This window comes from Actinomadura monticuli, from assembly GCF_041463655.1.
In the GTDB taxonomy this organism is placed as follows: Bacteria; Actinomycetota; Actinomycetes; order Streptosporangiales; family Streptosporangiaceae; genus Spirillospora; species Spirillospora monticuli.
Genome location: NZ_JAXCEI010000015.1, coordinates 137,206 through 163,107, shown reverse-complemented (window position 1 = coordinate 163,107; position 25,902 = coordinate 137,206). Strand labels below are relative to the sequence as shown.

At 73.3% G+C, this 25,902-nt stretch carries 24 protein-coding genes; 15 read left to right on the top strand and 9 right to left on the bottom strand.

Annotated elements, in window-relative coordinates; all coding sequences use genetic code 11:
* The first annotated feature begins 26 nt into the window (after window positions 1-26).
* From SM611_RS29400 to SM611_RS29360, 9 genes are all read left to right on the top strand, one after another.
* A complete protein-coding gene (locus SM611_RS29400) occupies window positions 27-440 on the top strand; it encodes a DUF4260 family protein (protein ID WP_371953546.1) in 414 nt (137 codons plus the stop codon).
* A gap of 119 nt (window positions 441-559) precedes the next feature.
* Window positions 560-2,533, top strand: a complete 1,974-nt coding sequence (locus SM611_RS29395) for a WD40 repeat domain-containing serine/threonine protein kinase (protein ID WP_371953545.1) — start codon at window positions 560-562, stop codon at window positions 2,531-2,533.
* 3 nt (window positions 2,534-2,536) lie between these two features.
* Complete coding sequence (locus SM611_RS29390) at window positions 2,537-4,363, top strand: WD40 repeat domain-containing serine/threonine protein kinase (RefSeq protein WP_371953544.1); 1,827 nt, start codon at window positions 2,537-2,539, stop codon at window positions 4,361-4,363.
* Window positions 4,364-4,484: 121 nt separating this feature from the next.
* Window positions 4,485-5,735 carry a serine hydrolase domain-containing protein gene (locus SM611_RS29385; RefSeq protein WP_371953543.1) on the top strand — a complete coding sequence of 417 codons (1,251 nt, stop codon included), beginning with the start codon at window positions 4,485-4,487 and terminating at the stop codon, window positions 5,733-5,735.
* Window positions 5,736-5,807: 72 nt separating this feature from the next.
* Window positions 5,808-6,392: a VanZ family protein gene (locus SM611_RS29380; protein WP_371953542.1), complete on the top strand. Its 585-nt coding sequence runs from the start codon at window positions 5,808-5,810 to the stop codon at window positions 6,390-6,392.
* 40 nt (window positions 6,393-6,432) lie between these two features.
* Window positions 6,433-7,329 (top strand): helix-turn-helix domain-containing protein, encoded by an 897-nt coding sequence (locus tag SM611_RS29375; protein WP_371953541.1) that lies wholly within the window; start codon window positions 6,433-6,435, stop codon window positions 7,327-7,329.
* A 77-nt stretch (window positions 7,330-7,406) separates the two neighbouring features.
* Complete coding sequence (locus tag SM611_RS29370; RefSeq protein WP_371953540.1) at window positions 7,407-8,018, top strand: dihydrofolate reductase family protein; 612 nt, start codon at window positions 7,407-7,409, stop codon at window positions 8,016-8,018.
* A 103-nt stretch (window positions 8,019-8,121) separates the two neighbouring features.
* Window positions 8,122-8,487, top strand: coding sequence for an ATP-binding protein (locus tag SM611_RS29365; protein WP_371953539.1), 366 nt, complete (start codon window positions 8,122-8,124; stop codon window positions 8,485-8,487).
* 504 nt (window positions 8,488-8,991) lie between these two features.
* Window positions 8,992-10,527 (top strand): DHA2 family efflux MFS transporter permease subunit, encoded by a 1,536-nt coding sequence (locus tag SM611_RS29360; RefSeq protein ID WP_371953538.1) that lies wholly within the window; start codon window positions 8,992-8,994, stop codon window positions 10,525-10,527.
* A gap of 119 nt (window positions 10,528-10,646) precedes the next feature.
* Here the strand turns inward: SM611_RS29360 and SM611_RS29355 are convergent, their stop codons facing one another.
* Complete coding sequence (locus SM611_RS29355) at window positions 10,647-12,182, bottom strand: acyl-CoA synthetase (protein WP_371953537.1); 1,536 nt, start codon at window positions 12,180-12,182, stop codon at window positions 10,647-10,649.
* A 98-nt stretch (window positions 12,183-12,280) separates the two neighbouring features.
* Window positions 12,281-12,511, bottom strand: coding sequence for a DUF397 domain-containing protein (locus tag SM611_RS29350; RefSeq protein ID WP_371953536.1), 231 nt, complete (start codon window positions 12,509-12,511; stop codon window positions 12,281-12,283).
* Window positions 12,512-12,704: 193 nt separating this feature from the next.
* On the opposite strand from SM611_RS29350, the gene SM611_RS29345 reads away from it, so the two are divergent.
* Window positions 12,705-13,388, top strand: coding sequence for an ATP-binding protein (locus tag SM611_RS29345; RefSeq protein WP_371953535.1), 684 nt, complete (start codon window positions 12,705-12,707; stop codon window positions 13,386-13,388).
* Here SM611_RS29345 and SM611_RS29340 read toward each other — a convergent pair.
* Window positions 13,318-14,727 (bottom strand): alpha,alpha-trehalose-phosphate synthase (UDP-forming), encoded by a 1,410-nt coding sequence (locus tag SM611_RS29340; RefSeq protein WP_443112151.1) that lies wholly within the window; start codon window positions 14,725-14,727, stop codon window positions 13,318-13,320. The two genes, SM611_RS29345 and SM611_RS29340, sit on opposite strands and share 71 nt — an antisense overlap.
* A 315-nt stretch (window positions 14,728-15,042) precedes the next feature.
* Window positions 15,043-15,501, bottom strand: a complete 459-nt coding sequence (locus SM611_RS29335) for a DoxX family protein (RefSeq protein ID WP_371953533.1) — start codon at window positions 15,499-15,501, stop codon at window positions 15,043-15,045.
* Between the two features lie 119 nt (window positions 15,502-15,620).
* On the opposite strand from SM611_RS29335, the gene SM611_RS29330 reads away from it, so the two are divergent.
* Both SM611_RS29330 and SM611_RS29325 read left to right on the top strand, forming a co-directional pair.
* The gene (locus SM611_RS29330) at window positions 15,621-16,082 is read left to right on the top strand and encodes a MarR family winged helix-turn-helix transcriptional regulator (protein ID WP_371953532.1); all 462 of its coding nucleotides are present in this window, start codon (window positions 15,621-15,623) and stop codon (window positions 16,080-16,082) included.
* A 55-nt stretch (window positions 16,083-16,137) separates the two neighbouring features.
* Window positions 16,138-17,232 (top strand): FAD-binding protein, encoded by a 1,095-nt coding sequence (locus SM611_RS29325; RefSeq protein WP_371953531.1) that lies wholly within the window; start codon window positions 16,138-16,140, stop codon window positions 17,230-17,232.
* 145 nt (window positions 17,233-17,377) lie between these two features.
* On the opposite strand, the gene SM611_RS29320 is transcribed toward SM611_RS29325, so the two are convergent.
* On the bottom strand, window positions 17,378-17,896 hold the full coding sequence (locus tag SM611_RS29320) for a YbaK/EbsC family protein (protein WP_371953530.1): 519 nt from the start codon (window positions 17,894-17,896) through the stop codon (window positions 17,378-17,380).
* A 111-nt stretch (window positions 17,897-18,007) separates the two neighbouring features.
* Between SM611_RS29320 and SM611_RS29315 the strand changes: the two genes are divergently transcribed.
* The 3 genes from SM611_RS29315 (at window position 18,008) to SM611_RS29305 (ending at window position 21,949) form a co-directional block, all read left to right on the top strand.
* Entirely contained in the window at window positions 18,008-18,700 is a 693-nt protein-coding gene (locus SM611_RS29315) for a FadR/GntR family transcriptional regulator (protein ID WP_371953529.1), read from the top strand.
* Window positions 18,701-18,770: 70 nt separating this feature from the next.
* A complete protein-coding gene (locus SM611_RS29310) occupies window positions 18,771-20,144 on the top strand; it encodes a tocopherol cyclase family protein (protein WP_371953528.1) in 1,374 nt (457 codons plus the stop codon).
* Between the two features lie 5 nt (window positions 20,145-20,149).
* A complete protein-coding gene (locus SM611_RS29305) occupies window positions 20,150-21,949 on the top strand; it encodes a GMC family oxidoreductase (protein ID WP_371953564.1) in 1,800 nt (599 codons plus the stop codon).
* Between the two features lie 36 nt (window positions 21,950-21,985).
* On the opposite strand, the gene fdhA is transcribed toward SM611_RS29305, so the two are convergent.
* From fdhA to SM611_RS29285, 4 genes are all read right to left on the bottom strand, one after another.
* A complete protein-coding gene (gene fdhA / locus SM611_RS29300) occupies window positions 21,986-23,200 on the bottom strand; it encodes a formaldehyde dehydrogenase, glutathione-independent (protein WP_371953527.1) in 1,215 nt (404 codons plus the stop codon).
* A gap of 79 nt (window positions 23,201-23,279) precedes the next feature.
* Window positions 23,280-23,936 (bottom strand): response regulator, encoded by a 657-nt coding sequence (locus tag SM611_RS29295; protein WP_371953526.1) that lies wholly within the window; start codon window positions 23,934-23,936, stop codon window positions 23,280-23,282.
* The gene (locus tag SM611_RS29290) at window positions 23,927-25,081 is read right to left on the bottom strand and encodes a sensor histidine kinase (RefSeq protein ID WP_371953525.1); all 1,155 of its coding nucleotides are present in this window, start codon (window positions 25,079-25,081) and stop codon (window positions 23,927-23,929) included. The genes SM611_RS29295 and SM611_RS29290 overlap by 10 nt, the downstream gene beginning before the upstream one ends.
* 58 nt (window positions 25,082-25,139) lie before the next feature.
* Window positions 25,140-25,853: a DedA family protein gene (locus SM611_RS29285; RefSeq protein ID WP_371953524.1), complete on the bottom strand. Its 714-nt coding sequence runs from the start codon at window positions 25,851-25,853 to the stop codon at window positions 25,140-25,142.
* Between the last annotated feature and the right edge of the window lie 49 nt (window positions 25,854-25,902).

Below are 25,902 nucleotides of genomic sequence, written 5' to 3'. Positions count from 1 at the left end.
CACCCCTCCCCGGAAGGCCGCAGACCATGAGCGCCCTCACCGCACCCGGCAGGTTCTCCGCCGTCCGCACCGCCCGCCGCGTCGCCTGGTCGGCGAACGCCCTCTTCTGGGCCGCGTTCGCCGTCCTCGAAGGCGTCAACCACGGCTGGCTCGCCGCCCTCTTCGCCGCGGCCTTCTTCGCCGCCCCCGACCTGACCTTCCTCGCCGGTCTGCGGGACGCCCGCAAGACCGAGCACGGCCGGCTTCCGCCGCGCGCCGTCCCGTACTACAACGCCGCGCACCGGGCTCCGGTCCCGCTCGGGCTCATGGTGATCTACACGTTCGCGCCCGTGGCGTGGCCGCCGCTGTTCGCCGCGCTGTGCGGCTGGATGGCCCACATCTCCTTCGACCGCGCCCTCGGCTACGGCCTCCGCACCAAGGACGGGCTCCAGCGCGCCTGACCGCCCGCCCGCCGGCCGGGTCCATGCCGTGCGTCACACCTGCTCCGAGGCGGTGTCGAGAGTACACCAGTGTCTGCTAGAAAAACCCGGACGCTTGCAGGCCCAACGACGGGTGGCACATGGAACCCCTGCATCCCGGTGATCCCCGCCGGATCGGACCGTACGAGCTGGAGGCCCGGCTGGGCGCCGGCGGCATGGGGCAGGTGTTCCTCGGGGTCTCGCCCGGCGCCCGCAGCGTCGCCGTCAAGGTCATCCGCGCCGAGCACGCCGAGGACGAGCGGTTCCGCCGCCGGTTCGCCCGCGAGGTCGAGGCGGCCCGCAGGGTCGGCGGGTTCCACACCGCGCAGGTCGTCGACGCCGACCCCGAGGCCGACCCGCCGTGGCTGGTGACCGCGTTCATCCCGGGGCCGTCCCTGCGGGAGGTGGTCGCCGAGCGCGGCCCCCTCGACGCGGACGCGGTCCGGGCGCTCGCGGCGGGGCTGGCGGAGGGGCTCACCGCGATCCACGCGTGCGGGCTGGTGCACCGCGACCTCAAGCCCGGCAACGTCATCATGGCGGCGGACGGGCCCCGCATCATCGACTTCGGCGTCGCCCTCGCGACCGACGCGACCGCGCTGACCTCGCACAACGTGGTCGTCGGCACCTACGCCTACATGTCGCCTGAGCAGGTGCTCGGCGACGTGCCGGGTCCGCCCGGCGACGTGTTCGCGCTCGGCTGCGTGCTCGCCTACGCGGCGACCGGCGGCGGCCCCTTCGACGCCACGTCCATCCCAGCGATCGTCCACCGCGTGCTGCACGAGGAGCCGGACCTGTCGGCGCTCCCCGCGGACCTGCGCAACATGATCGCCGCCTGCCTCGCCAAGGACCCCGGGCGGCGGCCCACGCTGGACACGCTCATCAAGGCGCCGCGGAGCATCGAGGCCCCCGCGCCGGAACCGGCGGACTCGCCGGACGACACCGCCCGCACGCACGTCAACGCGACGCTCGCCGCGACCCGTCCGGGGGAGGTCCCGGCCGCCGCGCCGTCCGGCCCGGCCCCCGTCGGCCGGCGGGCGCTGCTCATCGGCGCCGGCGCGGTCACGGCCGCCGCCGTCGTGGGCGTCCCCGCCGCGATGTTCCTGACCCGGGGAGACGGGGAGGCGAAGGCGGCGGCGCCCCCGGCGCCCGCTCCCCGTCCGCAGGGCCTCGTCTCCCCCAGCGGTTCGCTCAGCGCCGGGGAGGTCAAGGCCCTCAACGAGGTCGCCATCACCGCCGACGGCCGGACCATCGCCGCCGGTGGCCTGGACTCCACGATCACGCTGTGGGACGTCGCCAGCGGACGCGTCCTGCGGACGATCCAGAAGACCGGCTGGGTGAGCGCGCTGGCGTTCAGCCCGGACGGCCGGTCCCTGGCCAGCTCGTGCAGCACCCCCGGGCTCCTGCTCATCTGGGACGCGGCCACCGGCCGCATCAAGGTCAACGTGCGGAGCGGGGAGTTCGGCCTGAACTCGCTGGCCTACAGCCCGGACGGCCGCACGATCGCGGGCGCCAACCCCGACGCCCAGCTCTTCGACGCCGCCACCGGCGGCAGGCTGCGGTCGTTCGACCTCCGCAACAGCGGCGTCAACGCGGTCGCCTACAGCCCGGACGGCAGGCTCGTCGCGGTCGGGGTGGACGGGTACTACGAGAAGCCGCCCGGCAGGACCGTCCAGCTCTTCGACGGCCGGACGCTGCGCAAGCGCGGCCAGTTCGTCGGCCACACCGCGGCCCTGACCGGCGTGGCGTTCAGTCCCGACGGCAAGCGGCTGGCCAGCAGCGGCGCCGACAAGACCGTCCGGATCTGGGACGTCGCGTCCCGGCGTGCCGTGCGCGTCCTCACGGCGGGCGAGGCGACCGTGCGGGACGCGAAGTTCTCCCCGGACGGAACGTCCGTCGTCGCCGCCTGCTCCGACCGGACCATCCGGATCTGGAACGCCGACACCGGCGCGCTCACCGCGACACTCGTCGGCCACGCCCAGCCGGTCGAGCGGATCGCCCTCACCCCGGACGGCCGGACCGTGGCCGGCGTGGGCGGCGGCAAGGCCGACGGCACCGTGACGCTATGGAAGGTCTGACCCTTGGATCCGCTCCGCAGTGACGACCCCCGCCAGGTCGGCCCCTACCGCCTGGACGGACGGCTGGGCGCCGGCGGCATGGGCGAGGTGTTCCTCGGCTCCTCGCCGAGCGGGCGCGAGGTCGCGGTGAAGGTCGTCCGCGCCGAGTACGCCGCCGACCCGGGCTTCCGCCGCCGGTTCGCCCGCGAGATCGAGGCGGCCCGCAAGGTCGGCGGGTTCCACACCGCGCAGGTCGTCGACGCCGACCCGGAGGCCGCGTCGCCCTGGATGGCGACCGCGTTCGTCCCCGGCCCGTCCCTGCGGCAGGTCGTGGCGCGCCAGGGGCCGCTCGCGCCGCCCGCGGTCCGGGAACTGGGCCGGGGCCTCGCCGAGGGCCTGGCCGCGATCCACGCGTGCGGGCTGGTGCACCGCGACCTCAAGCCCGGCAACGTCATCATGGCCCCGGACGGCCCCCGGATCATCGACTTCGGCATCGCCCGCGCGGCCGACGCGACCGCGCTGACCTCGACCGGCGCGGTCGTCGGCACCTTCTCGTTCATGTCGCCCGAGCAGCTGCGCGCCGACGCGACCGGCCCGGCGAGCGACGTGTTCGCGCTCGGCTGCGTGCTCGCCTACGCCGCGCTCGGCCGCGGCCCGTTCGACGCGCCGACCGTCCCCGCGATCGTCCACAAGATCGTCGGCGCGCCGCCGGACGTGGCCGGCCTCACCGACCCGCACCTGCGCGACCTGGTCGTCCGCTGCCTGGAGAAGGACCCCGGGCGGCGGCCGTCCGTCCAGGAGGTCCTGAGCGGGCTGAGCTCCGCACCGCCGCGCGGGCTCCCCCGCCGCGCCCTCCTGCTCGGCGGCGCGGCCGTCGCGGCGACCGCCGCCGTCGCCGTCCCGGCCGTCCTGCTGTGGCCCTCGGACGCGCCCGCGGCCAAGCGGAACGCCCCGAAGACCCCGATCGGCGTCCCGACCGGAATCAGCCTCCCGAATTCGGAGGTCGCGGTCTTCGACCTGGCGTTCTCCCCCGACGGCCGGACCCTGTGGGGGGCCGGCTACTCCTCGATCCTGCGCTGGGACCTGGCCACCGCGCAGGTCACCGCCCGCAAGATCGAGGACTACGACAAGACCTACAAGCGCCCCATGTCCTTCACCTCCGACGCCCGGACCCTCGCCACGGGCGGCGACGCCGGGACCATCCGCCTCTGGGACGTGGCGTCCGGGCGGATCCGCAAGACCGGGCCGCGAGGCGGCAAGGCGCTCGAATTCGGCCCGGACGGCCGGTCGCTCGCCGTCAGCAGCGAGGGCGGCTCCCCGTACGTCCAGATCTGGGACACCGTGACCGGCCGGACCGTGGCGATGAAGATCGACTACGCCGCCGGCACGCTGGCCTTCTCCCCGGACGGGAGGAAACTCGCCGGCGACCGGTCCCTGTCGGGCCGCTTCACGCTCTGGGACGCCTCGAACGGCGACGGCGCCGAGGTCTCGCCGCTCTACGCCACCGACGTCCCGTGCCTCGCGTTCAGTCCGGACGGGACGACCATGGCGGTCTCCACCGGCGGCTACTACGGGTTCGAACTCCGGAACGCGGACGACGGCGGCCTCAAGAAGACCGTCAAGGACCTCGACGGCGAAGTCCGGGCCGTGGCGTTCAGCCCCGACGGCGACACCCTCGTCACCGCCGACAAGAAGAACATCCGTCTCTGGCACGTCCCGACGGGCCGCAACACGGCGACGCTCCCCGGCGACCCCGACAGCGAGCAGACCGTGGTGTTCTCCCCCGACGGCCAGAACTTCGCCACGACCAGCGGCGCCGGCACCACCCGTCTCTGGACCTTCAGCCGGTGAACACCGCCACGGGCATCGTGCCGCGGGCCTTGGTCACAGCCGGGTCACAGCTCTTGGCGCCGTGCTGTGACCGCCCGCCGGATAGGAATGGCCGCGAAAGGCGATTCCGAAAGGTGTGACCATGGATGCGAATTCCGTACGCGGTGTCGACCGGCGGCGCCTGCTCGGGTGGGGCGGACTCGCGGCGGGCGCGGTGGCGGCGGGCGCGCCGCTGGCGAGCGCCCGGCCCGCCCACGCGAGCCCGGCGCATCCCCGCTCCGACATTCCACCGGACGCCCGGCCCGGCGGGGCCTACGACCGGTACATCGCGAAACTCGCCGCCGAGGACAAGTTCTCCGGCGTCGTGCTGCTCTCGCACAAGGGCCGGACGGTGCTGTCCCGCAGTTACGGCATGGCCGACAAGGAGAAAGGAATCCGCAACCACGAAGGTGTCGCGGTCAACCTCTCCTCGGGAATCCAGCCATTCCTCGCGGTGGCCGTCATGCAACTCGTGCAGCACGGTGAACTGGGCCTGGCGGACGCGGTGGGCGCCCACCTGACCGGCTTCGCCGAAGACGTCGCCGAGCAGGTGACCGTCCACCACCTGCTCACCGGCACCGCCGGACTGAGCGTCCCGAAGCTGGACCTGCAACGCGTCTTCAACAGCAAGGAAGAAGTGCATGAGTTCAACCGCCAGTGGACGCGGCAGGCGGAACTCGCGGCCCCTCCCGGCTCGGGGTCCCAGACCCACAGCGACGGCGCCGGCGCCGGCCTCTCCATCGCGGCGCAGATCGTGGAGGCCCTGAGCGGCATGGCGTACTGGGACTACGTGCACGAGCACGTCTTCCGGCGCTGCGGCATGACCGGCTCCGCGTTCTACACCAGGACGCAATGGCTCACCGACGCGCACATCGCCCACTCGTACATGCGGCAGGCCGACGGCAGCCGGGTCGACGCCGTCCGCAACCTGGACAAGGGCAGCGTCAATCCGGCGATCGCCGGCAAGAACCCGGGCCGCAGCTTCATCGGCTACGCCACGGACGACGGCTTCGCCACCGCGCCCGACCTGGTCCGGTTCGCGAACGCGCTGCGCGACGGCACGGTGCTCGGCCGCCCCTACGCCGACCTGCTGACCGGGGCCAAGATCCCCCGCGGGGAGGGCCGGGACGGCGCCCCGCTCACCCGCCCGTCCTTCACCGGCTACACGGGGCCGATCAAGATCATCGATGGCCAGTGGCTGTTCGGCCGCGGCGGCGGCACCGGCGGCAGCAGCACCAACTGGAACGTCTACCCGGACACCGGCTGGGTCGGCGTCGTCCTCAGCAACTACGACGACGTACCGATACAGGACATCCTCCAGCAGGAAACGCGGGCGATCACCGGCCAACCCTGACGCGCGGCCGGCGATCGAAGAAGTCGCGGACCGGCGCGCGGGGCGCCGGGGACGGACGAAAGCGGGGACGGCGTGATCTTCAGGAGCTGGCACGGCCTGCTCGGCACCTTCACCGGCGTCGTGCTCATCACGGTGGCCGCCCTGCCGCCGGCCGCGCTCGCGGCGTGGGCGCTGGCACACCGCCGGAGCGCGACCGGTGACCGGGCGTCGGCGTGGCGGACGGCGGTCGCCGACGTCGGCATCCTCTACGGGACGGTCCCCTGGGTATGGATGATCATGCTGCCGGGCGACCGTGCCGGAACCGTCCCCGGCCGGGTGAGCCTGGTGCCGCTGCGGGACCTGGTCACGATGCCGGCGGGCCAGATCGTCGGCAACCTGCTGGTGTTCGCGGCGCTGGGCCTCCTCGTCCCGCTGCGGTTCCCTGCGCTGGCGTCGCTGCCGCGGATCCTGGCGCTCGCGGCGTGCGGCTCGGCCATCGTCGAGACGGCGCAGTACGTCCTGCGACTGGACCGGGTGTCCTCGGTGGACGACGTCCTGCTCAACGCCACCGGCGCCGCGCTGGCCGCGCTATTGTCGCGTCGCTGGTGGCGCACCCCGGCAAGGCGCGCACCGGATAGGAACGATGTGGAGCCGTTCGTGGCACCGGAAGGCCGGTGAGCGGGCCGCACGCCGCCGTCTAACTCGAAGGATCTGCCGGATGGACACCCGAAGCCGAGATCCGCGGCCGGCCGGGTCGATGGAGGCCGGGTCGATGGAGTACGTCGGCCGGGTGCCGGCCCCGCCGCTCGACCTGTTCATCGACGATATTTATTGCCTGACCGGGGTCCCGCGCCACCACCGGATGAACGTCCCGCCGATGCCGTCGGCGCACTTGTTCATCAACCTGGGCGAACCCGCCCACCTCTGGGACTCCGATCCTTCGGTGCCTTCTGCGGTGTTCCCCGACGGATGGTTCATGGGCACATGGACCAGGCGTTTCCTCTACGAGTACCCCGCGCGGGTGCGGCTCGTCGGGGTGCATTTCAAGCCGTGGGGCATTTCGCCGTTCATCGACATGCCGGCGAGCGAGCTGCGGAACCGGTGGGCGCCGGTCGACGCCGTCTGGCGACGGTCGCTGGACCGCATCCGCAACCAGGTCGGCGACACGGTGTCGGCGGCCGAGACACTCCGGGTTCTGGAGGAGGAGTTGCGGTCACGGCTGGCCGAAGGGTCGTCGCGGGGTCTCGACCTCGTCCGGCACACGGGCAGGCGGCTGGAGGCGTCCCACGGCGCGATCCCGGTCGCCGCCCTCGCCGACGCAGCCGGGGTGAGCGGCAATCATCTGTCCGAGCAGTTCAAATGCCATGTCGGGGTCACCCCGAAGCGGGTGGCGCGGATCTACCGGTTCGCCCGGCTGATCCTGTCGGTGGACGCCCAGCGCCCGGTCGACTGGTCGGAGCTCGCCCACACGGCGGGCTACTTCGACCGGGCCCACTTCACCAGGGAGTTCAAGGATTTCACCGGCCACACACCGACGGAATACCTGGACCTGCGGCGCCGGTTCCCCGCCGACCGGGGGTTCCCGCCGGACAATGGTCCGATGCCCGCCGATTGATTTTTTACATGCACGCCCGCCGCCGCGGGCGGCAGGATCGGCGGCGAACGCGCAGGCGGACTTCGAGGGGGGACCCCGTGGGCACGGTGATCATGCACAGCGTGGCGTCGGTGGACGGCTTCATCGCGGACGCGAACGACGATGTGGGGCCGCTCCACGAGTGGTACTTCAACGGGGACGTCCCGCTCACCGAGGCCGGCGACGAGGAGTACGACCATTCCGGCTCCGGGAGCGCCATCAAGGTGTCACGCGCGTCGGCGGAGTACGTCCGGCCCATGTGGGAGTCGATCGGCGCGATCGTGATGGGCCGCCACCTGTTCGACCTGGTCAACGGCTGGGAAGGCCGGCCACCCGCGGGCGACCACGTGGTCGTCGTGTCGCACCGCCCGAAACCCGAGGGCTGGCACCCCGAGGCGTCCTACCACTTCGTGGACGACGTGACGGCCGCGATCGGCAAGGCCCAGGAGCTCGCCGGGGACCGGGTCGTCAGCGTGAACGCCGGCGAGGTCGGCGGGCAGATCCTCGCGGCCGGCCTCGTGGACGAGGTGGCCATGGACGTCGTGCCGGTGGTGTTCGGATCGGGCAAGCGCTACTTCGGCAGCATCACGGGGCAGCATCTGCTGGAGGAACCCGACGTGGTCGTCCAGGGCGACCGCGTCCTCCACCTCAAGTACAAAGTGCGCCGCTAGGACGTGATCACCGTGGATGACCTGGACGCGCACGCCCGCTCGCTCATCGACGCCAACCTGTACCTGACGCTCGGCACCGCCGACGCCGACCGATGTTGCGCGAGTGGGCGGCGTCGTGGGCGGACACCCAGTAGAACTCGGCGTAGTCGGCCGTCGCGAAGTACACGGGCGAGACCCACGGGCGGCCGACGCCTCACTCTGCCTGAGCGAGCTGGTCACCAACGCCCCGCGGTACACCGAGTCAGGGAAGGACGGTCAGATCCGTGTGGAGGTGACCCGCTCAAACGAACTCGTCCGCGTCGAGGTCATCGACGGCGGCGGCTCCAAGACCGTCCCCCGTCTGGCCACGGTGGACGAGATGGACGTCTGCGGGCGCGGCCTGCGCATCGTCGCCTTCCTCGCCGCCGACTGGGGCGTCATCGAGCGCGACGAGGGCCACGCCGTGTGGTTCGAGATGCGCGCCGGATGACCGTCGCCCTGATTCGCCCCGCGCGAGAGACTGAAGCGCTGGCTCGCGTCCGACTCGCGTCCCCACCTGAGGCAGGGATCACATGGCGGCGGGAGATCGCCAGCGGGTCCTCCGCTGCTTCGGACGCCATTTTCCAGCCCCTCACCTGGGATTACTACTGAAAGTATTCGCCACGTCGCATAGCGGGGCCAGTTCGGGTGAAGTTTTCCTTCCCGGACGGCGATGACTTCGGGGGCTGCCGGGGGTCTGCCCCCTCGTGACTCGTGAAGGGAGGGGTTCGGTGTCGCGTCGGTCACATCCGGTTGACCTCGAGTGTGGTCGAGGTCTCAGCCTGAAGCCCTGGGAGCTGCGCGGATCTGTCGGACCCCGCTGGAATACTCCCGGAGCGCTCGGAGTTTAACGGTTCGCGAAAGTGTCAGTCGCTGCAGTATTTTTGCGACACCCCCGGAAACATGCCCACGGTCCTCGCGTGCCCTCGTGCGGGCCTTGACGATTGGAAGAGAGTTGACCGCTCCCGCGTCCCAAGCGACCGCGGATGGCCCGCTGAAGGCACCCGACGCCGGCGGCGGCCTCGACCGCGGTGTGCTCGCCGTGGCGGGCGTCGTCGTGCTCGGCGCGATCATGTCCATCCTGGACGTGACCGTCGTCAACGTGGCCATCAACGACCTGGCCAAGGAGTTCAACACCTCGCTGGCGACGATCCAGTGGGTGGCGACGGGCTACACGCTGGCGCTGGCCACCGTGATCCCGATCACCGGATGGGCGTGCGCCAGGTTCGGGACCAAGCGCCTCTACATGGTCTCGATCGGGCTGTTCGTGATCGGCTCGACCCTCGCCGGCCTCGCCTGGTCGGCCGAGTCGTTGATCCTGTTCCGGGTCCTGCAGGGGCTCGGCGGCGGCATGATCATGCCGGCCGGCATGACGATCATGACGCAGGCGGCCGGCCCGCAGCGGGTCGGCCAGGTGATGAGCATCGTCGGCGTGCCGATGCTGCTCGGCCCGATCCTCGGCCCGATCATCGGCGGCTACCTCGTCGACGACGTGTCGTGGCGGTGGATCTTCTTCATCAACCTGCCGATCGGCATCGTCTCGCTGGTGCTGGCGGCCCGGATCCTCAAGAAGGACGAGCCCAAGCCGGCCGAGCGGCTCGACCTGCTCGGGCTGCTCCTGCTGTCCCCCGGCCTGGCGTCGCTGATCTACGGCGTCGCGCGCGGCGCCGAGGCGCGCGACTTCCTGAAGACCGAGCCGCTGGTGTTCACGGCCGTCGGCGCGGTGCTGATGGTCGGGTTCGTGATCCGGGCGCTGTTCGCCCGCAGCCCGCTGATCGACCTGCGGCTGCTGAAGCGCCGGTCGGTGGCCGCGGCCTCCGGCACGATGCTGCTGTTCGTGACCGCGTTCATGGGCGCGATGCTGCTGCTGCCGCTGTACTACCAGGTCGTGCGCGGCGAGGGCGCGATGGCGTCCGGCCTGCTGCTGGCCCCGCAGGGGCTCGGCGCGATGGTCACGATGCCCATCGGCGGCAAGCTCACCGACCGGATCGGGCCCGGACGGGTCGTGCTCGGCGGCATGGTCGTCGTGGTGCTGTCCGTGGCGGGCTTCGCGGCGGTGCTCGAGGGCGACACGTCCTACTGGACGCTCGGCGCGGTGCTGTTCGCGATGGGCCTCGGCATGGGCCTGACGATGATGCCGACGATGGCCGCGGCCATCCAGACCCTCACCCACGACGAGGTGCCGCGGGCCAGCACGATGCTGAACATCATCCAGCAGGTGTCGGCGTCCATCGGCACCGCGATGATGTCGGTGCTGCTGGCCAACCAGCTCAGCGCCAAGCTGGGCGGCGGGGCCGGCGGCGAGATCGGCAGCACCGAGAAGGTGCCCGCGGCGGTCATGGAGAAGATCGCCGGCCCGATGGCGGACGCGTTCCAGCACACCTACTGGTACGCGGTCGGCCTCATCGCCCTGGGGTTCCTGCCGGCGCTGCTGCTGCCGCGCAAGCGGCCGGAGACCAGCGCGGTCGACGCCCCGATGCCGATGCACTAGGACGTCCCTGGCGCATTCCAAGCCCCGCCCGGGTCCCGTGAGTGGACCCGGGCGGGGCTTGGCCGTTCACGGCCTTCTGAGGCCCCTCCACGGCCCATGCCGGGCCGTGGAGGGGCTGTTCAGGACGTCACGGGCGGCTTCGCGGCCCAGTACTCGTCCTTCAGCAGCCGCTTGTAGAGCTTCCCGGTCGGGTGCCGGGGCAGCTCGGGACGGAAGTCGACCGTCCGCGGGCACTTGTAGTGGGCGAGCTGGTCGCGGCAGTACGCGATCAGCTCGGCCTCCAGCTCGGGCCCGGCCTCGTCCATGGACAGGGGCTGGACGACGGCCTTCACCGCCTCGCCCATCTCGGCGTCCGGGACGCCGAAGACCGCGACGTCGGCGACCTTGGGGTGCACCGCGAGGACGTTCTCGGCCTCCTGCGGGTAGATGTTCACCCCGCCGCTGATGATCATGTAGGCGCGGCGGTCGGTGAGGTAGAGGAAGCCGTCCTCGTCGACGTAGCCGACGTCGCCGAGCGTCGTCCAGCCGCGGCCCTTCGGGTCGCGGGTCGAGGCGGTCTTCTCCTCGTCGCCGTGGTACTCGAACGTGGGGCCGTTGCCGAAGTAGAGGGTCCCGGACTCCCCGGCCGGCAGTTCCTCGCCGTTCTCGTCGCAGACGTGGACCTCGCCCAGGACGGGGCGTCCGACGGTGCCCTTGTGCGCGAGCCAGTCCTCGGAGTTGGTGTAGACGAAGCAGTTGCCCTCGGTGCCGGCGTAGTACTCGTGCAGGATCGGGCCCCACCAGTCGATCATCCGCTCCTTGACCGGGACGGGGCAGGGCGCGGCCGCGTGCACGGCGCAGGCCAGCGACGACATGTCGTAGCGGGCGCGGGTCTCCTCCGGGAGCTTCAGCATCCGGATGAACATGGTCGGCACCCACTGGCTGTGGGTGACGCGGTACTTCTCGACGGCGGCGAGGGCCTGCTCGGGGTCGAACTTCTCCATCACCACGACGGTGGCGCCGAGCCGGTGGAAGATGAGCGAGTACCGCAGCGGCGCGGCGTGGTAGAGCGGCGCCGGGGACAGGTAGACCGAGTCCGCGGTGGCCGCGAACAGGTGCGAGATCAGCATGTAGAGCGGCCCCGCCTCGCCCATGGGCGCCTGCGACAGCGGCGGCTTCACGCCCTTGGGCCGGCCGGTGGTGCCGGACGAGTAGAGCATGTCCATGCCCTCGCACTCGTCCTCGATCGGGGTGGGCGGGTGCCCGGCGACGCGTTCCTCGTACGACTCGTAGCCGGGGGCCGTGCCACCGAGCATGAGGCGCAGCGGCACGTCCGGCGGGTTCTGCGCGGCCGTCTCCATGGACGCGCTGGTGATGAAGACCTTCGCCTCGCAGTTGCCCACGATGTAGGCGAGCTCCTCGTGCTGGAGCCGCGAGCTGATGGCGGTGTAGTAGAGCCCGGACCGCTGGGCGGCCCAGGCGATGGCCAGGTAGAGCGGATGGTTCTCGAGCATGAACGCGATGTGGTCCCCCGGGCGCAGCCCCTCCGCGCGGAGCAGCTGCGCGAGCCGGTTGGACTCCTCGTTCAGTTCCCTGAAGGTGACGACCCGCCCGGAGCCCGCCATGATCACGGCGGGCTTATCGGGCGTCTGAGCTGCGATTTGCCCCAGGTGCATGGCCGCAACCTACCGGGCCGGACCGCCGAATGGAATGCCATTCGGTTTCTTGGGCCGAGCAAGCCGGGCCGGGACGACCGGACCGGACGGGCCGGCCCTCAGACGAGCATGTGGTCGAAGTCGCCGTCCTTGGCTCCGCCCACGAACGCCTCCACCTCCTCGCGCGTGTAGACGAGTACCGCTCCCTCGGGGTCCCGGGAGTTGCGCACGGCGATCTCCCCGTTGGGGAGTTCGGCCATCTCGACGCAGTTCCCGGACGGGTTGCTCCGCCGGCTCTTCTGCCAGACGAGCCCGCTGCGCCGGACGTCCGACATGTGGTGGCCGTCCATGTCTGCCCCCTCTAGGCGTCTTGGTCTCCCCGCAGGGAGACCGCGATCTCGCCCCACCCCACACAATGGTACGAGATGCACGTGCATTCGTTCTTGCATTCGTTCATGCAGACGGTCTTGCATCTGCACGGCTTGGGGAGCAAGATAGCGAACGCCCGCCGGTGACCACTCCGCACGCCTCTGAGGTTTGACCATGACCGTTGACCAGGCAGACGAAGTCGCAGCCCCCGCCGCCGTGGGAGGCGGCCGGCCGCGGCACGCCGCCGCCGCGGTGCACGCGCCCTGGCCGGACGCGGCCCAGATGCCGCCCCGGCCGAACGCGCCGGCACAGCCGCGGCCGAGCGTCCCGGTCGCCGTGCCCGGCCTCGCCGGGCTCTGGCCGGCCCCGCACGCCGGCACCCCGCGCACCGCGCGCCGGGTGCTGCCCGCGGAGATCACCGCGCCCCGCTCGGCGCGCGAGTTCACCCACGCCACGCTGGACGAGTGGGGTCTGTCCGGCGACGCCGGAGACGTGGTCGTCGCGGTGTCGGAACTGGTGACCAACGCGCTGCGGCACGGCCTGGAGGGGCTCCCCCAGCCGCTGCCGCTGTGCCCGATCCAGCTCGTGCTCGTCGGCCACCCGCGGCGGCTCGTCGTCTCGGTGACCGACCCGTCGGCGCGCGCCCCCGAGCCGCTGCCGAGCGAGCCCGACCGGTTCGTCGAGGGCGGCCGCGGCCTCGTCGTCGTCGGGGCGATCAGCGACGCGTGGGGCTGGGCGCGGCTCGCCACCGGCGGCAAGGCCGTCTGGGCGGCCTTCGACCTGCGGGTCAGCCCTCCAGTGCCGCCGGAAGCGGCTGCTCGTCCGGGACGGACCGCTCCGGACGCTCCAGCTCGCTGAGGAACGACCGGGCCCAGCGGTCCACGTCGTGCTCGATGACGCGGCGGCGCATCGAGCGCATCCGTCGCGCCTGGTCGGCCGGCTCGGCGTGCAGCGCCTCCAGCAGCGTGTCCTTGAGCCCGTCGATGTCGTACGGGTTGACCTGGAACGCGCCGCGCTTCAGCTCGGCCGCCGCGCCGGTGAACTCGCTCAGCACCAGGGCGCCGCGCAGGTCCTTGCGGCAGGCGACGTACTCCTTGGCGACCAGGTTCATGCCGTCCCGCAGCGGGGTCACCACCATCACGTCCGCGGCCAGGTAGAGCGCGGTCAGCTCGGCGCGGTCATACGAACTGTGCAAATAGTGGATGACCGGAAATCCGATCTCGCCGTACTCCCCGTTGATCCGCCCGACCTGCTGCTCGATCTCCTCGCGGAGCAGCTGGTACTGCTCGACGCGCTCCCGGCTCGGCGTGGCGATCTGCACGAACACCGCCTGGCCCGGCTTGAGGTGGCCTTCCTCGAACAGCTCCCCGAGCGCCTGCAGCCGCTGCGTGATGCCCTTGGTGTAGTCGAGCCGGTCCACGCCGAGCAGGACGGTGGCGTCGCCCAGGTCGGAGCGGATCTCCTGCGCCCGCTCCTGGACGTCCGGGCGCCCGACCAGGTCGTTCAGCTCGCCGACGTCCACCGAGATGGGGAACGCGCGGGCCCGCACGACGCGGTCGTCCCAGAAGACGTCGTGCTTGACGTAGCGGGCGTCCAGGAGGCGCCGGCAGAGCCGCACGAAGTTGGCCGCCGCGCCGGGCAGCTGGAACCCGACCAGGTCGGCGCCCAGCAGGCCCTCCAGGATCCGCCGCCGCCACGGCAGCTGCCAGAACAGCTCGACGGGCGGGAACGGGATGTGCAGGAAGAAGCCGATGCGCAGGTCGGGGCGCAGCTCGCGCAGCATCGACGGGACGAGCTGGAGCTGGTAGTCCTGCACCCAGACGATCGCGTCCTTCGCCGCGACCTTGGCCGCCGCCTCCGCGAACCGCTTGTTCACGCCGACGTAGGCGTCCCACATGGCGCGGTCGTAGACGGGCGGGGCGACGACGTCGTGGTAGAGCGGCCAGAGCGTCGCGTTGGAGAAGCCCTCGTAGTAGAGCTCGACCTCCCGCGCCGACTGCGCGATGGGGTGGAGCGACATGCCGTCCTCCTCGAACGGCTCGATCTCCTCGTCCGGCGCGCCGGTCCAGCCGATCCAGGTGCCCTGCCGCTGCCGCATGACCGGGGCGATGGCGCTCACCAGCCCGCCCGGACTGCGCCGCCAGCGGGGGACGCCGTCCGCCCCGACGCTCCGGTCGACCGGAAGCCGATTGGCCACCACAACGAACTCACTACCGCGCGACACCTGCGACCCGCCTCTCCGAGAACCCTCAGCGAGCACTCATGCCCAAAAACGGTCATCAGGAACATCTTGTCACTTCGACGCTAAGGATCAGGAGGCGGAAAAGGCGGATGTCAGGGGCCTGGGAGGACGCTCCCGGGCGATTGGAGCGGACCATATTCCTTTCCGGGCAGGTGACCGGTCCTGACGCGATGGTCACGGCACCTGGAGCGGAGGCCGGAATGTTGCCCAGATCACATTTCCCGCGGGCCGGGCCCCGGGCGTGGCGCGGCCCGGCCCTGATCAGGGCGGTCAGGCGGGCACGGACCGCCGTTCGGGCGCGGGTTCGCGGCGGCGGCCCCACAGAACGGAGTCCACGGAGAAGCGGCCGGCGCCCGTGAAGGCGAAGAGCAGGCAGACGGCGCCGAGGATGAGCACGTACTCGTACCCGCCCTCCTGGTTGAAGAGCCCCTTGCCCATGTGGACGTACCAGAAGGCCCCGGCCATGTCGAGGGCGATGAGGACGCCCGCCAGGGGCACCAGGACGCCGGCGATGAGCGCGAGGCCGCCGAGCAGTTCGACCCAGGTGCCGTAGACGGCGGCGAGCCCCGGCAGTGGGATGCCGAGATGGTCGAACGTCCGGGCGACGGCGCCGTGGCCCTCGTCGGCGAGCTTCTGCCAGCCGTGCGCGACGAAGACGGCGCCGACCGCCAGCCTGCCGATCAGCAGACCGGTGTCGGGCAGGGCGGGATGGCGGCGGGGTGGGAGCATGCCTCGTCTCCTCCAGGTCGGGGATGGGAACGGGTCCTAGCGGGACGCCGACCAAGATGATTCAAATTCAGACCATTTAGAAACTTCAAGGGTGTTTTCATGCCAACTAGAATCACCGCATGAACGAAGCGGGGGACGCGCTGGAACCGCGCGAGCTGCGCGCCTGGACGGCCTTCCTCGCCGCGGGCCACTTGATCGACCACGAGATCGAGCGGCAGCTCAAGCACGACGGCGGGCTGTCGCACGCCGAGTTCGAGGTGCTGGTGCGGCTGCGCTCCGCGGCGGACCGCCGGCTGCGCATGTCGGACCTGGCGCGGGAGGTGATGGTGTCCAAGAGCCGCCTCACCTACCAGGTCACCCAGCTCGAACGGGCCGGGCTCGTCAAGCGGACGGGCTGCGCGACGGACCGGCGCTCGGTGTGGGCGGAGCTGACCGACGACGGCGCCGCCGCCCTCGACCGCGTCAGGCCGGGGCACCGCCGAGTCGTCCGGGAGGCGCTCATCGACGTGCTGTCGCCGGAGGAGATCGACCTGCTGGGCGACGCGCTCAGCCGCGTGGCCGACCGGCTGCGCGGCCACTAGCCGCCCGCCCGCTAACGTGGTCGGTGGGCACCGTCACCGGCCGGGGGGCACGAGCATGCGCGACTTCGGGGGGATCATCGAGCGCTCGCCCGCGCGCGCCGTCCGGCCCGCCTCGGCGCAGGAGGTCGTTTCCGCCGTGCGCGAGGCCGCGGCGGACGGCCTGGACGCGGTCCCGCGCGGCGCCGGACACTCCGCATACGGCCAGTCGGTGACCACCGGCGTCTCGATCGACCTGCGCGGGCTCGCCGGCGTCCGCGAGGTCGGCGCGCGGCACGCCGTCGCCGGGGCCGGGACGACCTGGCGCGAGGTCCTCGACGCGACGCTGCCGCACGGCCTGACGCCGCCCGTCCTGATCGACTACCTGGACGCGACGGTCGGCGGGACGATCTCCACGGGCGGCGTCGGCGGGACGTCCCGCCTGTACGGGACGCAGGCCGAGAACGTCCTCGCCCTGGACGTGGTCGCCGACGGGGACCTGGAGTCCTGCTCGCCCTCCGTCCGGCCCGAGCTCTTCGGCGCCGTCCTCGGCGGGCTGGGGCGGCACGGCGTCATCACGGCCGCGACGCTGCGGCTCGTCCCCGCACCCGAGCATGTGCTGGCCTGCACGATCCCGTGCCGGGACGCCGCCGGCATGCTCCGCGTCCTGCGCGAGGCGCGCGCCGAGCACGTCGCGGGCCAGGTCAAGCCCGCGGACGGCGGCTGGGCCTTCGAGGCCAAGGCCGTCCTGTACGGGGACGAAGGCGCGCCGCCGCCGGGCACCGCGGAGACCGAGCGCCTCGGCTACCTCGACTTCGCGGACCGGATGCGCCCCGACGTGGCGGAGTTGGTCGTGCTCGGCGAGTGGGCGCGCCCGCACCCGTGGGGGACGGTCTTCCTGCCCGCCCCCCGCGCCGCCGCCGTGATCGAGGCGACGCTCGCCGGGATGACGGCTGACGACCTGGGCCTGAGCGGCGTCATCGTGGTCAAGCCGCTGCGGGCCGGCCGCCTCCCGGCGCCGGCCCTGCCGGACGACCCGGTCCTGTTCGGCGTCCTGCGCACGGCCTCGCCGGGCTGCGCGACCGTCCCGCGGATGCTCGCCGCCAACCGCGTGCTCCTCGAGAGGGCCCTGGCCGTCGGCGGAACCCGCTACCCCATCGACTCGACCGGGTAGGCGGCCTGGAAGGCGAGCCGCCGGTCGGCGGGCGCCTGACCCGCCCGGGAGGGGCCCGGGTCCGTCAGCGCGCGGCCCAAGGCGTCGGGGGCATGGCCGCAGGCCGGCGGGTCGCGGGGACGGCGCGGGGGCCCGCGCGCCGGTCTCAGAGGGCCAGGGCGAGGACCTCGGCTCCGGGGAGGCCCGCGACGGCCTTGCCGGGGAGGAGGATCTTCGACTTGCGCAGGCCGCTGCCGATGACGACGTGCGGGGCGGCGGCGACGGCCTCGTCCACCAGGATCGGCCAGCCCCCGGGCAGGCCGACCGGGGTGATGCCGCCGTACTCCATGCCGGTCAGCGAGGTCGCGTCCGCCATCGGCGCGAACGACGCCTTGCGGGCGCCGAGGTGCTTGCGGACGACGCCGTTCACGTCCGCGCGGCCGGTGGCGAGGATCATGCACGCGGCGTAGGAGACTTCGCCCCCGCGCTTGGCGGCGACGACCACGCAGTTGGCGCTGGCGTCGAGGGGGACGCCGTAGCGCTCGCAGAACGCGGCGGTGTCGGCGAGTTCCGGGTCGATCGGGGCGGCCTCGGCGTCCGGCAGGGCGCCGATCGCGGCGGCGACTGGGTCCGCCAGGAGGTCGGGCCGCGCGTTCGCCGGTCCCCAGTCGAGCGTGCCGAGCATGTGTTCCGTCCCCTCTCGTTCCTTCCCGGCCCTCCAGCCTGCCACGGTCTTGACGCCGGAACGCATTCCGTGGTCCAGTGGCTGAGCCACTAGACCTCTGGAGGTTCCCCGGTGCCGTCCACGCCGATCCCCCGCGACACCGTCGTCGACTCGCTCGTCGGGCGGCTGCGCGACGACGTGCTGAGCGGCCGCTACCCGCCCGGCTCCTACCTGCCGCCCGAGCGGGAGCTCGCGGCCGGCTACGAGGTCACCCGGACGTCGCTGAAGCACGCGATCGTCCGGCTCGCGCAACTGGGCCTGGTGGAGACGCGGCACGGGGTGGGGACGCGGGTCCGCGACTACGAGCGGCTCGGCGGCCCGGAGCTGCTGCCGATGCTGGTCAGCACCGTCGGGCCGGCCTGGATGGCGGAGATCTTCGAGGTGCGGCGCGAGGTCGGCGCGCAGGTCGCGGCCAAGGCGGCGGCGAACGCGACGGACGCGCAGCGGGCGCGGCTGCGGGAGCTCGCCGCCGAGGTGCGGGAGGCCGCCGGCGGCGAGGCGGCGCAGCTCGTCGAGTGCGAGATCCACCGCGTCATCGCGGCCGCCACCGGCAACCGGGTGTACGGGTTCATGGTGAACGCGCTGCTGAACGCCTACCTGACCGTCCGCGAGGGCTTCGCGCACGCGTTCGCCGACCCGCCCGCCGCGGCCGACCGCCTCGCCCCCCTGATCGGCGCCCTGTGCGACGGGGACGCCGAGCGCGCCCGCGCCGCCGCGAGCGCCTACTTCGCCGAAACCGAGTCGGTCATGCTGGACGCGCGATGACCGCGCCGTGCCGGAGCGAGGGGACGTGCGGCGCGGTGCTCCTCCTCGCCGCGATCGCCGGGAGGTCTCGATGAGCGGACGGCTGACGACGTTCAGGGAGGTCATGGAGGGGACCCTGCGGCTCGCCGGAGAGGACGCGGAGCGCCCGATGCGGTTGGAGCTGAGCGTCCGCCTGCCGGGCGTCCTGCGGCCGTGGGGCGACGTCGAGGGCGATCTGGCCGGGCGGCTGCGCGTGCCGGGCTGGGCGGACGTCCCGGTCGCGGGGCGGCTGCGGGTGGCGCCGGTGGCGGCGCGGCGGATCCGGTACACGCTGGAGTTCACCGCCGGTGACGGCCGGCGGCTCAGGCTGGACGGGTGGAAGTCGGTGTCCGCGCGGCGGCCCGTCCGGTCCATGACGGTCCTGCCGGCGACGGTGACCGACGCGGACGGGGGCGTGGTCGGCGAGGCCCGGCTGCGGTTCCACCTGCGGCGCGATCTTGCGGCGTTCCTCGCGAGCTTCCGGGTGCCCGCGCCGCCGGACGATCCCATGCGGTCGCGGTGGCGGGGGCAGGCGGGGCGGCTGGAGGTCTGGTACACGACGCTGACCGACCCGGCGACCGGCACCGGCGTGTGGCTCCACCACGAACTGGTCGCGCCGGTCGAGGGCGGGGCGCGCGCGCACGGGTGGGCCGCCGTGTTCCCACCCGGCGAGAGGCCCGTGCTCGCACGGTTCGGCCCGTACGGGTGGGAGCGTCCCGAGGACGCCGCGTTCGCGGCCGGGCCCGTCGCGCAGACCGCCGAGCGGCTCACCGGCACGGCCGGGACGATCTCCTGGGACCTGCGCGAGTCGGGCGGAGGGCGGCCGGTCTGCACGTTCCCGCGCTGGGCGTGGGAGCGAGAGCTGCTGCCGGCGGCGCAGATCGTCCCGAAGCCGGCGGCGGCGTACGACGGCCTGGTGCGCTTCGGCGACCGGACGCTGGAGCTGGCGGCCGCGCCGGGCGCGTCCGCCCGGATCTACGGGCACGGGAACGCGCGCCGGTGGGCGTGGCTGCACGCCGACCTCGGCGGCGGGGACGTGTGCGAGATCGTGGCGGCCGTGTCGACGCGGCCGGGCCTCGACCGGCTGCCCCCGCTTCCGTTCGTCCGGCTGCGGGTGGACGGGCGGGACCTGCCGTCCGGCGACCCGCTGCTCGCGGCGCTCCGGCTGCGCGCCGGCATCGGGCTGCCGACCTGGACCGTCCGGGGACGGATCGGTGACCGGTACCTGCGCGTGGAGGTGACGCAGCGGCCGGAGGAGTCCGTCCGGGTCGACTACGCCGACCCAAACGGCGCCCCGGCGGTCTGCCACAACTCCGAGCGCGCCGACGTGCGGATCGTCCTGGCGCGCCGTGCGGGACGCTCCTGGGAGACCGAGCGCGAGTGGCGGCTGGACGGCACCGGCCACGCGGAGGTGGGGCTGCGGTGACCACCATGGACGGGACGATCTCGATGCTGCTCGGTATCGAGGACGCGGACGAACTGGCCCGCGTCGCCGCCGGCGCGGAGGCGATCACGCGGACGCTGCCGGGCCCGGCGCGGCTCGGGCTGGCCGCGGGCGCCGGCACGCTGGACGCGCTGTCGCGCCTCACCACCGGGCGGCCCCTGGACCGCCTCGACGCGGGCCGCCGGGAGGCGTTCTGCGCCCTGCTGACGTCGCGCGCGTCCACCGCCCGGATCGTGGAGACGGTGAAGATCCCCCTGCTGCTGGCCGCCGGCACCGGGCTGCTGCCGGGCCCGCCGCCGCCCGGCGGGCTGGTGCGGCCCGACGCCGCGCTGGACTGCACGCCGTCCGCCGGGTGGCCCGCCTGCACGACCGCCGACGCCGTCGTGATCGGGTCCGGCGCGGGCGGCGCCATGGCGGCGCGGACCCTCGCCCGGCGCGGCATGACGGTGGTCGTCCTGGAGGAGGGGCGGCGGTTCACGGCCGGCGAGTTCCGGGAGCGCCCGCCGCTCGACCGGTTCCTCGACCTGTACCGGGACGGCGGCGCGACGGTGGCGCTCGGACGCCCGCCCGTGCTGCTGCCCGAGGGCCGCGCGGTCGGCGGGACGACCGTCGTCAACAGCGGGACCTGCTACCGGACGCCCGACCGGGTGCTGCGGCGCTGGGCGTCCCTCGGCGTCCCGGTGGAGGGCTTCGGCGCCGACCTGGACGAGGTCGAGGCCACCCTGCGCGTCGCGCGGCAGCCGGTCGGGCCGCTCGGCCGCAACGGGCTGCTCGCGCTCGCGGGCGCCGAACGGCTCGGCTGGCGGGCCGCCCCGCTGCGCCGCAACGCGCCGGGCTGCAGGGGCAGCGCGCAGTGCGCCGTGGGATGCCCCCACAACGCCAAGTACGGCGTCCACCTGAACGCGCTCCCGCAGGCGTGCGAGGCGGGGGCGCGCATCGTGACCCATGCGCGGGCCGAGCGGATACTCGTCGAGCGCGGGGCCGCGACCGGTGTGCGCGCGCGCCGCCCGGACGGCACGGCGTTCGAGATCCTCGCGTCCCGCGTCGTCGTCGCGGCCGGCGCCACGCAGACGCCGCTGCTGCTGCGGCGCTCGGGTCTCGGCGGGCATCCGGAGCTGGGCCGGGGCATGGCCGTCCATCCCGCGACGAACGTGGCGGGACGCTTCGCCGAGCCGGTCGAGTCGTGGTCGGGCGTGATGCAGAGCGTCGGGATCGAGGAGCTCCACGGCGACGGCATCCTCATCGAGGCGACGGCGACCCCGCCGGGGATGACCTCCTTCCCGCTGCCCGGCATCGGGCGGGGGCTGCGCGGCGAGCTGGACGGCGCCCGGCACCTGGCCGTCCTCGGCGCGATGATCGCGGACGCCCCGTCCGGCCGGGTGTACGGCGCCCGGCACCGCGCGCTGCTCCGCTACGACCTGACCCGGGAGGGCGCCGGGCGGCTCCGGCGCGCGATGGTCGCCATGGGGCGGGTCCTGTTCGCCGCCGGGGCCGAGGAGGTGCTGACCGGGCTGGCCCGCGACCCCGCCGTCCGGGACGAGGCCGCGCTGACCCGGGCGGTCGCGGCGGCGACGCGCGCCGACCTGCACCTCGCCGGCTTCCACCCGACCGGGACGGCGAGGCTCGGCGCGGACGCGGCCACCGCCCCGGTCGACGCGTCCGGGCGGCTGCGGGGCGTGCGGGGCGTGCACGTCGCGGACGCCTCCGTCCTGCCGACGTGCCCCGAGGTGAACCCGCAGCTCACCATCATGGCGATGGCGCTGCGGATCGCCGGCGGCATCGGGTGACGGGCCCGCGGCCTCGCGGTCGCGAGCCCGCCTCCCTCAGGCCGCGGCGCCCAGCACCCCGTGCGGGTCGAGGATGTACTTGCGCGCCGCGCCCCGGTCGAACTCGGCGTACCCCTCGGGAGCCTGGTCGAGCGGGATGACGGCCGCGTTGACGTTCCGCGCGATCCGCGTCCGGTCGTGCAGGATCGCCATCATCAGCTGCCGGTTGTAGGACATCACCGGGCACTGGCCCGTGACGAAGTACTCCGACTTCGCCCAGCCGGTCCCGATCCGCAGGCCGAGCTGCCCGACCCTGGCGTTCTCGTCCGCCGCGCCCGGGTCGCCGGTCACGTACAGGCCGGGGATGCCGATCCCACCGGCGGCGCGGGTGATGCCCATCAGCGTGTTGAGGACGGTCGCGGGCTGCTCCTCGCGCGCCCCGTCGTGGCCCTGGCCGCGCGCCTCGAACCCGACGCAGTCCACGGCCGCGTCCACCTCGGGGACGCCGAGGATCTGCTCGATCTGCGCGCCCACGTCGGCGTGCTCCGACAGGTCGATCGTCTCGCAGCCGAAGCCGCGGGCCTGCGCGAGCCGCTGCTCGTTCATGTCGCCGACGATCACGACGGCGGCGCCGAGCAGCAGGCAGGCGGTCGCGCACGCGAGGCCGACCGGTCCCGCGCCCGCCACGTACACGGTCGAGCCGGTGGTGACGCCGGCGGTGTAGGCGCCGTGGTAGCCGGTCGGGAAGATGTCCGACAGCATCGCGAGGTCGGGCAGCTTCGCCATCACGGTGTCGCGGTCGGCGGGGAACTTCAGCAGATTGAAGTCGGCGTACGGGACGACCGCGTACTGGGCCTGGCCGCCGTGCCAGCCGCCCATGTCGACGTACCCGTAGGCGGCGCCCGGCCGGTCCCGGTTGACGTTCTCGCACACGCCGGTGTGGCGCTCCTTGCAGTTGCGGCAGCGGCCGCACGCGATGTTGAACGGGACGCTGACGAGGTCGCCCTCCTTGACGAACTCGACGTCCCTGCCGGTCTCGATCACCTCGCCGGTGATCTCGTGCCCGAGCGTGAGCCCGGCGGGCGCGGTCGTCCGGCCGCGCACCATGTGCTGGTCGGAGCCGCAGATGTTGGTGGCCAGGACCTTCAGGATCGCGCCGTGCTGGAGCTTGCGGCCGTCCTGCTCGGCCAGTTCGAGCCTGGGGAAGTCAAGGTCCTCGACCGTGACCTCGCCCGGCGCCTGGTAGACGACGCCTCGGTTGGTGTCCGCCACGATCTCTCCCTCCACGTTGAGGATCGATCCAGAACCCATACCCGACTTATGCCCGTTAGTCCGATTTTGGACGGGTCATTCAGGTTCCCAGGTACCGGAGGACCGCGAGGACGCGGCGGCTGTACCCGGCGGCGTGCGAAAGGTCGAGCTTGTCGAAGATCGCGTTGATGTGCTTCTCGACGGCGCTCTGCGAGATGTGGAGGCTGGCGGCGATCGAGGCGTTCGTATGGCCCTGCGCCATGGTGTCGAGGACGTCCCGCTCGCGCGGGGTGAGGCGGGCCAGCGGGTCGGCGTGCGCGCTGTGCGCCAGCAGCCGCCGGACCACCTCCGGGTCGAACGCCGCGCCGCCCGCGCCGACCCGGTCGAGCGCGTCGAGGAACTCGTCCACCTGCGCGACGCGGTCCTTCAGGAGGTAGCCGACCCCGGAGGTGTCCGCGGTGATCAGCTCGGTCGCGTACCTCTTCTCCACGTACTGGGACAGGACGAGCACCCCGACGCCCGGCCAGCGCCGCCGGATCTCCAGCGCGGCGCGCAGCCCCTCGTCGGTGTGCGTCGGCGGCATCCGGACGTCCACGACCACGACGTCGGGCGGGCCCTGCTCGCCCGCCGCGGCGATCGCGGCGAGCAGCGCGTCGCCGTCGCCGACGGCCGCGGCCACCTCGTGGCCCTCCTCGGCCAGCAGCCGCACCAGCCCCTCGCGGAGCAGCGTCGAGTCCTCGGCCAGCATCACCCGCACGGCAGCTCCGCGATGATCACGGTCGGGCCGCCCGCCGGGCTGTGCACGGCGAACGTCCCGTCCAGCGCCGCCACGCGGCGGGCCAGCCCCGCCAGCCCGCCGCCGCCCGGGTCCGCCCCGCCCGCCCCGTCGTCCTCGATCCGCACGCCGATCATTGTCCCGGACCCCTTGACGCCGACCCGCACGGTGACGGCGCCGGAATGCTTGGCGGCGTTCGTGACGGCCTCGCAGACGACGAAGTACGCGGCGGTCTCCACCGCGTGCGGCGGACGTCCGGGCACGTCGTAGTCGATCGTCACCGGCACCGCGGACCGCTCCGCCACGGTCTCCAGCGCCGCGTGCAGCCCCTCGCCGTCCAGCGCGGCCGGATAGACCCGCCAGGTCACCTCCCGGAGGTCCGCGAGGGCCCGCTGCGCCTCCTCGTGCGCCTGCCGCAGCAGCTCCGCGGCCCGCTCGTGTCCGCCCGCCCCGTGGTCGCCGGCGCGGCGGGCACGGCCGATCAGCATGCCGAGCGCGACGAGCCGCTGCTGGACGCCGTCGTGCAGGTCGCGCTCGATGCGGCGGCGCTCGTCGTCCACCGCGTCCACCACCTGCGCCCGCGTGACCGACAGCTGCGCGATGCGGCGCTCGTACTCCACCAGGGGGCTCGGCCCGAGGCAGCGCCGCGCCACGGCCCGCTCCAGCGCCGCGACCCCGACCAGCCCCTGCACGGCGAGGAAGAGCAGCACCACGCCCGCGACGGCGGTGTAGAGGACGATCCACCAGTGCGGCGGGATCCCGTCGAGGTGGTCGCCGGTGATCCACCAGCCGACCGCCAGCCGCACCGCGACCGCCGCCCCGTAGGCGACCAGCAGCAGGATCACCCCGCCGAGCAGCCCGACGGGGACCCGCAGGACGAGATACGCGAGCGCTCTCAGCGGCCCGTACCGGACGGCCAGGTCCTCGCCCAGGAAGGCGCGGAGCCGGCGGCGCTCCAGCTCGGTCGCGAACTCCGCGCCGTCCGCGACGGCCGCCGGGACCGTCCGCCGGCCACGCGAGAACGCCAGCGAGTACGCCAGCAGAAGCGCCGCGAACGCCAGCAGGATCAGCTCCAGCCCGGCGGAGACCGCGCCGAGGAGCAGCCCCGCCACGACCCGCCCGGCCATCGCGGGGCCGCGGCGAACGGCGGCAGAGGGGTCAGAGGTTTCAGAGGGTTCAGAGGTTTCAGAGGATTCGGTCACGTTCGCGTTCTCTTGTCTCCGCCCGGTGCGCCCCTGCCGGCCGCCGGTCCGCGGCCCGCCGTGCCTTCACGATACGTACGGCGAGGAACGCCACGGCCGCCAGGACGGCCAGCGCGACCACCGCCTTGGAGTAGACGCCGACGTACTCCTCGACCGTCCGCCAGTTGTCGCCCAGCCCGTACCCGGCCAGCACGAACGCGGTGTTCCACAGGAGGCTGCCGAGCGTCGTGTAGAGGACGAACGTCGCCACGCGCATGCGCTCCACCCCCGCCGGGACGGAGATCAGGCTGCGGAAGATCGGGATCATGCGGCCGAAGAACACCGCCTTGGCGCCGTGCCGCGCGAACCACGCCTCCGTCCGGTCCAGGTCGGCGACCTTGACCAGCGGCACCCGGAGCACGAGCGCGCGGACCCGGTCCCGCCCGATCAGCGCCCCGATGCCGTAGAGCGCGAGCGCACCCGCGACGCTGCCCAGCGTCGTCCACACGAGCGCCGACGTCAGGCTCATCCCGCCCTGCGCGGCCGTGAACCCGGCGAGCGGGAGGATCACCTCGCTCGGCAGCGGCGGGAACAGGTTCTCCAGCGCGATCGCCAGCCCCGCGCCGGGCGCGCCCAGGCTGTCCATCAGGTCGGTCGCCCAGCCCGCGATGCCGCCGGTGGGGCCGTTTCCGGACACAGCGTTCACCATTCCGATCATGGCTACGACGCTAGGAACCGGCCGGGCCCGTCACCATGGAGAACACCGC